The following is a 12,825-nucleotide window of genomic DNA, read 5'->3' as shown; positions in this document are numbered from 1 at the left end:
GGCATTGCTCCAAACGAAGGTCGGGAAGGAATCAGGCCGCATTGCGCGGCTGCAGCCAGCGGCTGAACAGGCGCGTGACCCGGGGCATGAAGACGTAGACCACCAGCAGCACGATGCTCAGGGTGATCAGCACCGTGGCCGGCACGTAGCCGCCAAGCCAGGGCAGTTGGGCGAACAGCGGCTTCCACAATTGCGGCACCAGGAAGCTCAGCGGCAGGATCACCAGGAAGGTCACACACGCCTGTTTCCAACGCGGTGGCGGGGTCGGTGCACCGCCGTCCTGGGGGGTGAACCAGAATTCGCGATCGGCGTTGATTTCGGTCTGGTCACCGTCGGCCAGCAGGTGCTGGGCCTGTTGCACCAGCTCGCGGCGGTCGGCGGAATCCAGCCAGTGCTGCAACTGTTCGGTGCTGGCAAAGCGCAGCACGCTGGTGAACAACCCGAGGCCGCCGCTGTGGCCACGCACCACGTCGATGCCCAGGTGCCCCGGATAGCTGCGGGCCTTGGCGATGATCTGCCGCAGCCAGGTTTCATAGGCCTGATCCTGGCCCTGCTTGATCCGGTGACGGACCAGCAGGGTCACGACACCGTCGGTGAGTTCGATATTCATCAGAAGGCTCCAGTGTCTGCTAGGAGATGCATTCGCGCATCACAGTTAAGGCCCGTAGGGGCTGGCTCGCCAGCGAAGCGGTGGGTGCGATCGCATTCGCCGGCCAGCCGGCGCCTACAGCTGACGTTGCGGGGCCTTGTGCACCATGCTGTAGGCATAGTCCACGCCCATGCCGTAGGCACCACTGTGTTCCCGTACCAGGCCCATGACCGCGTCGTAGCTGTCCTTGTGCGCCCAGTCGCGCTGGTACTCCAGCAGCACCTGCTGCCAGGTCACCGGTACCGCGCCGGCCTGGATCATCCGCTGCACGGCCATGTCGTGGGCCTCCTGGCTGGTGCCGCCGGAGGCGTCGGTGACGATGTACACCTCGTAACCTTCGGCCATGGCCTCCAGCGCCGGGAAGGTCAGGCAGACCTCGGTCCACAGCGCCGCCATCACCAGTTTCTTGCGCCCGGTGGCCTTCACCGCGTCCACCAGCTTGCGGTCTTCCCAGGAGTTCATCGACGTGCGCTCGATGGGCTGCTGGCCGGGAAACACCGCCAGCAGTTCCGGCCAGATGTAGCCGCTGAAGCTTTCGGTCTCCACCGAGGTGAGGATGCTCGGCACGTTGAAGATCCTGGCCGCCTTGGCCAGGGCCACGGTGTTGTTCTTCAGGGTCTGGCGATCGATCGATTGCACGCCGAAGGCCATCTGCGGCTGGTGGTCGATGAGGATCAGGGCGGAGTTGGTCGGGTTGAGCAATTCACGAATGGACATGGCGCGTTCCTTTTGCAGTCAGAGAGTGAGGGTCGAACATGACCGGCTGATGGCGCTGCTTGCGCCCCGTGGCGTCCGGCTTGGTGGCTAATCTAGGGCCTGGCAGAAAAAGGAACAATTACCTAAAATCGAGAATCATTGATTCTAAAATAGGGACAATCATGGACCGTATCGAATGCATGCGCGCCTTCGTCGTCACCGTCGACGAAAACGGCTTTGCCGCAGCCGCCCGCGCCATGGACGTGCCCCGTTCCAAGGTCAGCAAACAGATCCAGGCGCTGGAAGAGGCCATCGGCGTGCAACTGCTGCAACGCACCACCCGCAGCCTGCGCCTGACCGAAGCCGGCGCCGAGTACTACGAAAGCGTTCGGGAAGTGCTGGCCACGGTGGACGAGGCCGAACAGCGCGCGCGCGATGGCATCGCCGAGTTGCGCGGAGTGCTGCGAGTCAATGCACCGATGTCCTTCGGTCTGCGTCGGCTTGGGCCGCTGGTACCGCTGTTCCACGAACAGCATCCGCTGATCGAGTTGCAACTGGTGCTCAGCGACCAGCAGGTGGACCCGCTGCGCGGCGGCTTCGATGTCACCCTGCGCATTGCCAGCCTGCCGGACTCGTCCATGGTGGCCCGCCAGCTGGCACCGGCACCGCGGATCATGGTGGCCTCCCCCACCTACCTGGCCCGGGCCGGCATCCCGCGCCAGCCCAAGGACCTGAGCAGCCACCAGTGCCTGAACTACGGCTACCTGCAAAGCGGCGTCAGCCTGCAATTGAGCAACGGCAGTGACGTGCAGCGGGTGCATGTCACCGGACCGCTGCACGCCAACAACGGCGACCTGCTGGCTCAGGCCGCCGAGGCCGGCATGGGCATCGCCCTGCTGCCGGATTTCATCGTCGAGGACGCCCTGGCGGCCGGGCGCCTGGTGCCGGTGCTCTGCGAATGGCAGGCGCCGCCCATCAGCATCAACGTGGTCTACCCCTCTGCACGGCGGGTGCCGCAGAAGACCCGGGCCTTCATCGACTTTCTGGCGGGGCACCTGACCCAGAAAACCGCGGGCTGAACCTTGCAGCGGACGAACGTACGCCTTCACCCGCAGGCGGGCTCCTACACTCAACACAGGTTCCCGCTACTGGCGCAGCGCATCATGAAAATCTCCCTCAGGCTGGCCGTTTCCAGCATCCTCGGTGCCATCGCCTACCTGGGCCTGGCGATCTGGGGCATGGGCGGTTTCTCCGCCTTCTTCGGCCATCCACAGTTGACCCTGATCGCCATCGCCACCCTGCTGATGGTGGTCGCCGCGCTGTACAGCGAAGTCAACCTGAGCAGCGGCGAGCAGGAAGACCAGGGCAACCGCTGGGTGCTGCCGGTGTTCGGGGTGATCGGCCTGTTGAGCGGCTTCGTCCCGGCCTACAGCGACCGCATCGATTTCTGCACCTTCGGCGGCGAAGGCCTGCGCTGGCTCGGGGCCTTGCTGTTCATCCTCGGCGGCGGGCTGCGGCTGTGGCCGGTGTTCATCCTCGGCCGGCGCTTCAGCGGGCTGGTGGCGATCCAGCCCAACCACCGCCTGGTGGTGGATGGCCTCTACCGCCACCTGCGCAACCCCAGCTACCTGGGCCTGCTGGTGAATGCCCTGGGTTGGGCCCTGGCGTTTCGCTCGGGGCTGGGGTTGTTGCTGGCAGCACTGACCCTGGTCCCGCTGATTGCGCGGATTCATGCCGAGGAGGCCTTGTTGCTCAAGCATTTCGGCGAGGAATACGAGGCCTATCGCGCCCGCAGCTGGCGCCTGCTGCCGGGCCTCTACTAAGGCTCTGTAAAAAAAATCAGACACGCCTGGCAGCCGGGACGCGCCGCTCTAGCACGCGGTTTTCACCATGAGCGAAAGCCCCATGCCAAGGGGCTCGCGCCCTTTACCCCCCTTACATTGGCCTGCGCTTTCTTGCAGTATTGATCCGCCCTGGAGGCTCGCCGCAGCAGTTCGCATCCTCCAGCGCCCGGTGTAAACCAAGAATAATCACCCCGAACTCGACAGCGAGATCACCCGGCAGATGCATCCCCAGAGCCCGTTCCACGGATTGGCCTGCACCCGCTCCACGGCCCCGCGCCTTGGCGGTGGTACGCTTGTCGACGCTCGTATCGCACTGCCCTGCCACTCCCCGCTGCACCCTGCCCAACGCCCTCGTGAGGTGCATGAGGTGCGCGCTGGCGTCATCGGTTTTCTCTTCCTGGACAGGCCCTGCCCATGAAGCTTCTGGTCAACCTGCCCATGGCCCTGTGCCGTTCCCGCCTGCGCCATTCCTCACGCCCTCCGGATCACTCGCCGCTGGCCTGATCGCGCTCCTGCGTGGTCCCTCCCAGACCTGATTTCTGCCCTTGCAACCGGCCCGTGCGCGGCGTCGTTGCAGGACCTGAAAACCTGCGCGCCCCACGGGCGCCAAGCGAGCACAAACATGAATTTTGCAGCCCTAGACGAAGCCCGGAGTCTCCTCGCCGCCAACCCCGATATCGACATGATCGAGCTGTTCATTCTCGACGCCAACGGCGTGCCCCGGGGCAAGCTGTTGCACCGCGAAGAACTGCTGGCGGTGTACGAAAGCGGCCGGCCCCTGCCCAGCACCATCCTTGGCCTGACCCTCAACGGCGACGACGTGGAGAACTCCGGCCTGGTCTGGGATGTGGGCGATATCGACTGCCGTGCCTACCCACTGGCCGGCAGCCTGGTACGCCTGCCCTGGCGGCAGATCCCTACCGCCGCGGTGCAGGTCAGCATGCACCCCCAGGAGGGCCTGCCCGCCAGCATCGCCGACCCGCGCCACCTGCTGATCAAGGTGATCGACGGCCTCAAGGCCGAGGGTTACCACCCGGTGATGGCCTGCGAGCTGGAGTTCTACCTGCTGGACGCCAAGCGCGACGGCAATGGCCGGCCGCAACCGGCGCTGGACGCCGATGGCGGTCGCCCGCGCAGCACCCAGGTCTACGGCCTGCGCGAGCTGGAGCAGATCGAACCGTTCCTCGCCGACCTCTACGCCGCCTGCAAGCTGCAAGGCATTCCGGCGCGCACGGCGATCTCCGAATACGCCCCCGGGCAAGTGGAGATCACCCTGGAACACGGCGACGCCCTGGAAGCCATGGACCAGGCCGTGCGCTACAAGCGCCTGGTCAAGGCCGTGGCCCACAAGCACGGGATGCAGGCCACCTTCATGGCCAAGCCTTTCGATCACCTGGCCGGCACCGGCATGCACATGCACGTGAGCATCGCCGACGCCGCGGGCCGCAACCTGTTCGCCAGCCAGGACCCGGCCGGCACCCCGCTGTTGCGCCAGGCGGTGGGTGGCATGCTCGCGTCCCTGTTGGAGTCGCTGCTGCTGTTCTGCCCCAACGCCAACTCCTACCGGCGTTTCCAGAGCAACAGCTACGCGCCCCTGGCCCCCACCTGGGGCGTCGACAACCGCACCGTGAGCCTGCGGGTGCCCGGCGGCCCGGCCAATAGCCGGCACATCGAGCACCGCATCTGCGGTGCCGACGCCAACCCCTACCTGGCAGCGGCGGCGATTCTCGCCGGCATCCATCGCGGCCTGCGGGAAAACCTCGACCCCGGCGAGCCGGTACAGGGCAATGGCTACGCCCAGGCCACCGAACTGCTGCCCACCGACTGGCTGACCTCGCTGGTGGCCCTGGAGCAATCGGCCTGGGCACGGGATGCCCTGGGCTCCGAATTCCTCGGTGTGTACCTGGCGGTCAAGCGTGCCGAGTACCGCCAGTTCATGGCCGAAGTCGGCGAGCAGGACTGGCGCTGGTACCTGACCCAGGCCTGAGGTCCGTTGCCGATCTGCCGCGCAGGGCTCGGGCGCATCCATTGCGTGCCGGACCCGCCGGCCCATCGACCGATTTCAAAGCCCTGGCCGCTGCCTGCCCGCAGCGGCCCGGCTCACTTTTTTGCGAGGTTCTATCCATGACAGCCGCCTTCGATCCGCGGACCCCGGCAGCCGAGCGCTGCCCCAGCTACTACAGCGCCACCCTGAACCAGGAAACCCACTACCCGACCCTGCAAGGCACTCATCAAGTGGATGTGGTGATCATCGGCGGCGGCTTCACCGGCGTCGCCAGCGCGGTGGAACTGGCCGAGCGCGGCCTGAAAGTCGCCATCGTGGAAAGCCACAAGATCGGCTGGGGCGCCACCGGGCGCAATGGCGGCCAGGTCACCGGCAGCCTCTCCGGCGATGAAGCCATGCGCAAGCAGATGCGCCGCCACCTGGGCGAGGAAGTGGACGATTTCATCTGGCACCTGCGCTGGCGCGGGCACCAGATCATCCAGCAGCGAGTGGAAAAATACGCCATTGCCTGCGACCTCAAGCACGGCCACCTGCACGCGGCCTACAAGCCCAGCCACCTGCCGGGCCTGCGCGCCGACTACGAAGAAGCGGTGCGCCGCGGCATGGGCGACGAGGTCAGCCTGCTGGACCGGGCCCAGGTCCGCGGGCTGCTGGAAAGCGAGCTCTACCACGGCGCCATCAAGAACACCCGCAACCTGCACCTGCATCCGTTGAACCTGTGCATCGGCGAAGCCCGGGCCGCCGAAAGCCTGGGGGCGCTGATTTTCGAACACAGCGAAGTGCTGGAGATCATCCACGGTGAGCGCCCGGCGGTGGTCACTGCCCAGGGCCGCATCGATGCCCGGCAAGTGCTTCTGGCGGGCGATGTGTACCACAAGCTGGAACCGAAGAAACTCAAGGGCAAGATCTTCCCCGCCATGGGCGGCATCGTCACCACCGAGCCCTTGGGCGACCTGGCCAAGCGCCTCAACCCCGAGGACCTGGCGGTCTACGACTGCCGCTTCGTGCTCGATTACTACCGCATGACCGCCGACGGCCGCCTGCTGTTCGGCGGCGGCGCCAACTACAGCGGCAAGGACTCGCGGGACATCGCCGGCGAACTGCGCCCGTGCATCGAACGCACCTTCCCCGCGCTCAAGGGCGTAGGCATCGATTTCCAGTGGAGCTGCGCCATGGGCATCGTGATCAACCGCATCCCGCAACTGGGCAAGCTCTCGGACAACGTCTGGTACTGCCAGGGCTACTCCGGGCACGGCGTGGCCACCACCCACATCATGGGCGAGATCATGGCCCAGGCCCTGACCGGCCACCTCGGCCACTACGACACCTTCGCCGCCTGCCAGCACATCCGCGTTCCCTTCGGCGACCAGTTGGGCAACCCGATGCTGGCGGCGGGCATGTGGTACTACCAGATGCTGGAGAAACTGCGCTGAACCCGGGCCAGCCAAAAGCCCGCTACGGCTGAACCGCGCGTGCCTCTTTGTATCGACTGCGTCGTGTGCAGGCTTGGGCAGCGGCTACAGGGCGTCCTCGAGGATCAGGTCGGCGCCCTTTTCCGCCACCATCAGTACCGCCGCATGGGTGTTGCCGGAGGTGACGTTGGGGAAGATCGAGGCATCGACAATGCGCAGCCCCGCCAGGCCATGCACCTTGAGACGCTTGTCCACCACCGAGCGCTGCTCGTCGCGGCCCATGGCGCAGGAACCGCACAGGTGGTAGATCGAGCCGCTGTTCTCGCGAAAGTACTGCAGCATCTGCTCATCACTGGCCACCGCCGGCCCCGGTAGCACTTCATCCACGGTAATGCTCTTGAGCGCCGGGGCCTGCATGATCTTGCGCAGCAGGCGGCTGCCCTGGATCACCTCGGCAATGTCCTTGTCGGTGCTCAGGTAGTTGGGGTCGATCAGCGCCGCATCCCGAGGGTTCTTCGAGGCGATCTGGATGCTGCCGCGACTGGTGGGCCGGCACGGGTTGAAGCACAGCAGAAAGCCGGAATACGGCTCGGGCTTGAGGCTGGCCCTGTTGCTCTTGGGGATCTGGTACGACAGCGGGTTGAAGTACAGCTGCAGGTTGGGGTGTTCCTGCACGGCATCGCCACGGAAGAAACCGCCAGCCTGGTTGACGCTCATGGCCAGTGCGCCCTTGCGCGTCAGCAGGTATTGCAGGCCCAGCTTGAGCTGGCCGAACAGCGAGCTGAGCTGGTCGTTGAGAGTCGGCACATTGGCCTTGTAGTAGTAGCTGACGCACAGATGGTCCTGCAGGTTCTGCCCCACCGCCGGCAGGTGCCGCACCAGAGGAATCCGGTGCCGGGCCAGCAACTCACGATCACCAACCCCGGACAGTTGCAGGATCTTCGGCGTGTCCACCGCACCGGCACACAGGATCACTTCCTTGTTGGCATTGAAGGTCCGGATAACACCGTGCTGGGTCACACTGATTCCGGTGGCGCGCTGTTTCTGCTCGTCGAACTGGACCCGGTCCACCAGTGCGTAATGCTCGACCTTGAGATTCGGCCGGCTCAACGCCGGATGCAGATGGGCAAAACTGCTGGAGCAGCGCTGGCCATTGCGGGTGTTGACGTCGTAGATCCCGGCACCTTCGAATTTGGCACCATTGAAATCTTCACTGCGCGAGTAGCCCAGTTCCTCGCAGCCTTTGAGGAACACATCGCAGATGGGATGGGTCTGGCCCTTCATCGGGGTGATGTTGATGGGGCCGCTGCCGCCGTGGTACTGGCTGTCTCCCAGAGGATGATTCTCCAGCTTGCGGAAATACGGCAGCACCTCGTCGAAGCTCCAGCCCTCATTGCCATCGGCCGCCCAATCATCGAAATCATGGGCCTGGCCGCGTACATAGATCATCGCGTTGATCGAGCCGGAGCCGCCCTGGACCTTGCCCCGCGGTGCGTAGATAGCTCGGTCGCCGAGCTGCTTCTGCGGTTGGCTGTAGTACATCCAGTTGAAGTGAGGGTTGTAATACATCTTGGCGAAACCCACCGGAATCTTGAACCAGAACGATGAGTCCTTGCCGCCCGCTTCCAGTAGCAATACCGAGTATTGGCCCGAGGCCGAGAGCCGATTGGCCAGAACGCAGCCGGCGGCGCCGGCGCCGGCGATGATGTAGTCGTATGTCATGCAGGGTTACCGCTCAGGTCGTATTGAAGGCAGCCGTAGCGGCTGCCCATGCCCTGCCCGTTACCGGGCGGGAAATGCTCAGCCCTTGGCCGGGGAGTGGTCGTTGACGTCGGCCGGAGTCGCGGCCATTTGCAAGTGCAGGCGTTCACCGTTGTAAGGCGAGTGCCTGCGCACCACGTCCATGTTCAGCTCCACCCCCAGTCCCGGCTCGCTGGACGGGATGATGTAGCCGTCCTCCCATTGCAAAGGCTTGGTCAGCACTTCGGCATGGAAGCCGCCCCAGGTCATGATGCTTTCCTGGATCAGGAAGTTCGGTGTGCAGGTGGCCAGCTGGAAACTCGCCGCCGCGCCAATCGGGCCGTTGTACAGGTGCGGGGCGATCTGCGCGTAGTAGACCTCGGCCATGCTGGCGATCTTCTTCGCCTCCAGCAGGCCACCGCAGCGCGCCACGTTCATCTGCAGGATCGAGGCGCCACCGGCCTGCAGCAGCTTGAAGAACTCGTACTTGGTGGTCAGGCGCTCGCCGGTGGCGATCGGGATGCTGGTCTTGGCCGCCACCTGCGCCATGGCCTGCTCCTGGCCCGGCGGCACTGGCTCCTCGAACCACAGCGGGTCGTATTGTTCCAGGCGCTTGGCCAGGCGAATGGCCGAGGACGGCACCATCTGCCCATGGGTGCCGAACAGCAGGTCGCAGCGATTGCCCACCGCTTCACGGATCTTGCGGCAGAAGGTTTCACAACGCTCCAGCACTTCCAGGGACAGCTGGTGTCCGGAGTACGCGGTGTAGGGGCCGGCCGGGTCGAACTTCAGGGCGGTGAAGCCCTGGTTCATGTTCTTTACTGCGCATTCGGCGGCCAGGTCCGGGTCGTCGTAATCGTATTCGCCGCGGCTGTTGAGCGGATACAGATAGGTATAGGAACGCAGGCGCTCATGGACCTTGCCCCCCAGCAGTTCATACACCGGTTTGTTCGCCGCCTTGCCAATGATGTCCCAGCAGGCCATCTCCAGGCCGCTGACCACGCCCATCATGGTCAAGTCCGGGCGCTGAGTGAACCCGCTGGAATAGGCCTGGCGGAAGAAGCGCTCGATATGGTGCGGATCCTGGTCCAGCAGGTAGCGCTGGAACACATCCTCGATGATCGGCTGCATCGCCTGGGGACCGAAGGTGGCGGCATAGATCTCGCCCACGCCTTCGATGCCGCAGGCGGTGCGCAGCTTGACGAACAGCCAGTACATGCCGCCGATATGCGGTGGCGGGACGGCGACGATATGGGTTTCAAGGGCGACGATTTTCATCTCAGGCTCCTGTTTGCGAATGCTGCTGGGTACGGTTGACGCGAGCGCGCAGAGCGATCGCGGCCAAGGTGCCAAGGGCGCCGACCGCGGCGATATAGCCGAAGTACAAGCGATAGCCCAAGGCCCCGGGGAAATGTTCGGTGAGATAGCCGTTGATCAGCGGGATAAAGGCGTCCGGCAGGTAGCCCACCACCGACACGATGCCAATGGCCAGGCCGGTGATGCGCAGGGGAATCCGGCAGGTATCGAGGATCGCCCAGTACAGCCCGCGAATGGCGTAGGTCATCAGACCGATGAAGATCACTGTGGCGATCAACAAGCCCAGGCTGCCCAGGGCCGGGAACAGGATCAGCCCGACGATGCCCAGGGTCGCCAGCAACAGGGCGACGATCAGCACCGAGATGTTCGAGAAACGGTCCCCCAGCCAGCCACCACCGATGCCACCCAGAGGCCGCATCCACAGCTTGATGGTGGTGATGGTGCCGGCCATCACGGCAGTCATGCCGCTGCCCTGCAGGTAGTCGGAGAAGCTGTAGGTGGCCCAGAAGATGTGGTAGCCGCAGAACACAATGGCGGTTACCAGCCACAGCTCGGGGATCTTCACCAGGGTCGCCAGGTCGCTGAGCAGATTGAAGCGCCCCTGCTCCACCGGCGCCGTGTCCTCCATGGACTTGGGGTCCTTGAGCAGCACCAGTACGCAGCCGATGGCTATGCAGGTAAAGGAGTACAGATAGACCACGTGACGGAAACCCTCGGCCGTCGACTCACCACGGGTCTCGGTGGCCAGGGCGAACAAGCCCAGGGCCAGGGTCGCCAGCAAGGCTTCCACCAGGCCACGGCCACCGTCGAGGATGCCAAAGAAACGCCCCTGTTCGGTGTGGTGGGCAATCATCTTCACCCGCTTGAGCACCGAGGCCCAGAACGTCAGCCCGGTGGTCAGCCCCCAGCAGCCGAAGATGATCATCAGCGAAGTCAGTGATGGCGCAGTGGAGTACCACAGGCCCAGGGCGCCAGTGGCCACCAGGGAGAAGAAAATCAGAAAGCGCGGAGCGATGCGGTCCGCCAGCCAGCCGCTGGGCAGGTAGCTGATCAGGAAGATGGTGCCGAGCATGGAGTACAGGTAACCCAGCTCGCTGTGGTTGATCTGCAGCACCTCAAGCATGGTGGTCTGGTAGACCTGGCGCAGGTACAGGATCGGGTAGATCGCCCCGGCGGCCAGCACCAGCAGCATCAGTTGAAAGTAACGACTGCCCTTGTCGCTGTTACCCACCGGCAACCCGGCAGAATCCTGAGCCGAGATCAGATCGGCTGCATGCTTAGACATAACGATGCCCTCGGGCGCCGGTATCCGGCGCCGCTCATTGTTGTTATTGGGGGAGCAGCGGCAAGTTTTAAGCTTCAAGCGGCAAGAAGTGTTGCAGCGCTTTAGCTTGCAGCTTGCCGCTTGAAACTTGCAGCTGCCTTTAGAAAGGCATGACCACCAGACGGGTCTGGGTGAACTCGAGCATGCCGTGCTTGCCGTCGTCACCGCCCAGCCCTGAGCGCTTCCAGCCGGCGTGGTAGCCCTGGTAGGGGTCGGCCGGAGTTCGGTTGACGTACAGCTCGCCAGCCTGAATGGCCCCGGCGACCTTCATCGCGGTACGGTAATTCTCGGTATAGAGCACCGAAGCCAGGCCGAACTGATGGTCATTGGCCAAGGCCAGGGCTTCATCGATATCCCGGTACTTGAGCACCGGCAGTACCGGCCCGAAGATTTCCTCCTGCACGATCTCCATCTCCTGACGGCAAGCGCTGAGCAGCGTCGGCGGATAGAAATGCCCTGGCCCCTCGGGCATCGTGCCACCGGCTTCGAGCACCGCCCCCTGCGCTACCGCTCGCTGCACCAGACCATGAATCGCCACCCGCGAAGCCGCACTGACCAGAGGCCCCATGCGGCTTGGGTCCTGGCGCCGGTCGCCGAATTGGACGGCGGCGATCTTGTCCTTGAGCAGCGCCAGGAAGCGCTCATGCACGCTTTCGTGGACATAGACTCGCTCCACCGCCGTGCACAACTGCCCGCAATGGGTGGTCTTGGAAGCGATGATGGCGCTGGCGGCCTGCTCCAGGTCGGCATCAGGCTCGATGATGGCCGGGGTCTTGCCGCCCAGTTCCAGGGACGGCTTGGCGATATTGGCCTTGCAGTAGTCGAGCACGATACGCCCGGCATTGACGCTACCGGTCAGGGTGATCATGCCCACTGCCGGGTGGGTACAGACGGTGGCAGCGGTAGCATGGTCCATGGTCAGGATGTTCACTACCCCAGGCGGCAGGCCAGCCTGCTGGACCGCCCGAGCGATCTCAAAAGCCGAGATCGGCGTGTTGTTGCTCGGACGCACCACCACCGTGTTGCCGGCGATCAGCGCCGGCGCCACCTTGCGTAGCAGGGTGTAGACCGGGTAGTTGAACGGGATCAGGCAAGCCACGACGCCAATCGCCTCGCGGTGTAGAAACAGCTTTTCGTCTGGGCTGTCGCTGGGAATGATCTCGCCCTCGATGCGGCGCGCCCATTCAGCGTGATAACGAGTGATCTGCGCGGCATAGCGGGCTTCATTGCTGGCATCCGCCAGGCTTTTGCCCGACTCGGCTGCCAGAGCCTGGCCAATGGCGTCGGCACGCGACTCCAGGGCGTCGGCCAATGCACGCAGGTAGTCACCGCGCTGGATACTGGTCAACGCTGCCCATTTTTTCTGGGCAACGCAGGCGGCGGTCACCGCAGCATGGGCCTCTTCCTGATTCGCGGCCGAGACATGCCCCACGAGGGTTTCGTCGGCCGGATCATAAACCGCGATGGATACGCCGCTGGCTGGTTTGATGAAGTCGCCGTTAACAAAATTCTGTTCAAGTTGCATGGAAGTTGCCCCGTCGTTGGCAGAGAAGTGGCGCAGGCAGCCTGGAAGCGATCCAGGCCCGGCGGTCAAAGGGTCTGGCGTGGTCGAGCGGGCACAGCGCAGCGATCGACGGACAGGGCAATGGCGTGCAGGCAAGGCTGGAAGCCGCGGACAAGGTGCAGCGACAGGCAATCGACAAGGACCGGATATGGCATGGCTGGGCACTCGGGTTGTTGTTATGTGAGTGCTGGCAGTCTTGTCGTCCGGCATGACAAGGACAAACGATTAATTAAACGAACTAACATGCAAAAAACGCAGGTTATAACGCACTGAT

The 12,825-nt window shown here is 64.3% G+C and carries 10 protein-coding genes; 4 read left to right on the top strand and 6 right to left on the bottom strand.

Going from position 1 to position 12,825, the window contains the following annotated elements:
• Nucleotides 1-31: 31 nt before the first annotated feature.
• Both AC1RMG_RS02660 and AC1RMG_RS02655 read right to left on the bottom strand, forming a co-directional pair.
• A complete protein-coding gene (locus tag AC1RMG_RS02660) occupies nt 32-610 on the bottom strand; it encodes an antibiotic biosynthesis monooxygenase (protein WP_053157816.1) in 579 nt (192 codons plus the stop codon).
• A gap of 114 nt (nt 611-724) precedes the next feature.
• Nucleotides 725-1,366, bottom strand: coding sequence for a hydrolase (locus tag AC1RMG_RS02655; RefSeq protein WP_493168242.1), 642 nt, complete (start codon nt 1,364-1,366; stop codon nt 725-727).
• 161 nt (nt 1,367-1,527) lie between these two features.
• Here AC1RMG_RS02655 and AC1RMG_RS02650 point away from each other — a divergent pair, with 161 nt between their 5' ends.
• The 4 genes from AC1RMG_RS02650 (at nt 1,528) to AC1RMG_RS02635 (ending at nt 6,627) form a co-directional block, all read left to right on the top strand.
• A complete protein-coding gene (locus AC1RMG_RS02650) occupies nt 1,528-2,424 on the top strand; it encodes a LysR family transcriptional regulator (protein WP_019094407.1) in 897 nt (298 codons plus the stop codon).
• Between the two features lie 84 nt (nt 2,425-2,508).
• Nucleotides 2,509-3,168 (top strand): methyltransferase family protein, encoded by a 660-nt coding sequence (locus AC1RMG_RS02645; protein ID WP_053150862.1) that lies wholly within the window; start codon nt 2,509-2,511, stop codon nt 3,166-3,168.
• A 643-nt stretch (nt 3,169-3,811) separates the two neighbouring features.
• On the top strand, nt 3,812-5,176 hold the full coding sequence (locus tag AC1RMG_RS02640; RefSeq protein ID WP_493168239.1) for a glutamine synthetase family protein: 1,365 nt from the start codon (nt 3,812-3,814) through the stop codon (nt 5,174-5,176).
• Nucleotides 5,177-5,313: 137 nt separating this feature from the next.
• Nucleotides 5,314-6,627, top strand: coding sequence for an NAD(P)/FAD-dependent oxidoreductase (locus AC1RMG_RS02635; protein ID WP_011060769.1), 1,314 nt, complete (start codon nt 5,314-5,316; stop codon nt 6,625-6,627).
• An 84-nt stretch (nt 6,628-6,711) separates the two neighbouring features.
• Here the strand turns inward: AC1RMG_RS02635 and AC1RMG_RS02630 are convergent, their stop codons facing one another.
• The 4 genes from AC1RMG_RS02630 to aldA all read right to left on the bottom strand — a co-directional run bounded on the left by AC1RMG_RS02630 (nt 6,712) and on the right by aldA (nt 12,512).
• On the bottom strand, nt 6,712-8,328 hold the full coding sequence (locus AC1RMG_RS02630; protein WP_493168237.1) for a GMC family oxidoreductase: 1,617 nt from the start codon (nt 8,326-8,328) through the stop codon (nt 6,712-6,714).
• A gap of 78 nt (nt 8,329-8,406) precedes the next feature.
• On the bottom strand, nt 8,407-9,624 hold the full coding sequence (locus AC1RMG_RS02625) for a mandelate racemase/muconate lactonizing enzyme family protein (protein WP_493168235.1): 1,218 nt from the start codon (nt 9,622-9,624) through the stop codon (nt 8,407-8,409).
• A 1-nt stretch (nt 9,625) separates the two neighbouring features.
• A complete protein-coding gene (locus AC1RMG_RS02620) occupies nt 9,626-10,948 on the bottom strand; it encodes an MFS transporter (RefSeq protein ID WP_493168233.1) in 1,323 nt (440 codons plus the stop codon).
• A gap of 139 nt (nt 10,949-11,087) precedes the next feature.
• Nucleotides 11,088-12,512 (bottom strand): aldehyde dehydrogenase, encoded by a 1,425-nt coding sequence (aldA, locus tag AC1RMG_RS02615; RefSeq protein WP_123725622.1) that lies wholly within the window; start codon nt 12,510-12,512, stop codon nt 11,088-11,090.
• Between the last annotated feature and the right edge of the window lie 313 nt (nt 12,513-12,825).

Source organism: Pseudomonas sp. GW822-FHT04H02, assembly GCF_058800645.1.
This window is presented reverse-complemented; position numbering and strand designations above follow the sequence as displayed.

Coding starts and splice junctions, on each gene's coding strand:
- AC1RMG_RS02660 (WP_053157816.1), bottom strand. CDS start 610: ATGAATATCGAACTCACCGACGGTGTCGTGACCCTGCTGGTCCGTCAC.
- AC1RMG_RS02655 (WP_493168242.1), bottom strand. CDS start 1,366: ATGTCCATTCGTGAATTGCTCAACCCGACCAACTCCGCCCTGATCCTC.
- AC1RMG_RS02650 (WP_019094407.1), top strand. CDS start 1,528: ATGGACCGTATCGAATGCATGCGCGCCTTCGTCGTCACCGTCGACGAA.
- AC1RMG_RS02645 (WP_053150862.1), top strand. CDS start 2,509: ATGAAAATCTCCCTCAGGCTGGCCGTTTCCAGCATCCTCGGTGCCATC.
- AC1RMG_RS02640 (WP_493168239.1), top strand. CDS start 3,812: ATGAATTTTGCAGCCCTAGACGAAGCCCGGAGTCTCCTCGCCGCCAAC.
- AC1RMG_RS02635 (WP_011060769.1), top strand. CDS start 5,314: ATGACAGCCGCCTTCGATCCGCGGACCCCGGCAGCCGAGCGCTGCCCC.
- AC1RMG_RS02630 (WP_493168237.1), bottom strand. CDS start 8,328: ATGACATACGACTACATCATCGCCGGCGCCGGCGCCGCCGGCTGCGTT.
- AC1RMG_RS02625 (WP_493168235.1), bottom strand. CDS start 9,624: ATGAAAATCGTCGCCCTTGAAACCCATATCGTCGCCGTCCCGCCACCG.
- AC1RMG_RS02620 (WP_493168233.1), bottom strand. CDS start 10,948: ATGTCTAAGCATGCAGCCGATCTGATCTCGGCTCAGGATTCTGCCGGG.
- aldA (WP_123725622.1), bottom strand. CDS start 12,512: ATGCAACTTGAACAGAATTTTGTTAACGGCGACTTCATCAAACCAGCC.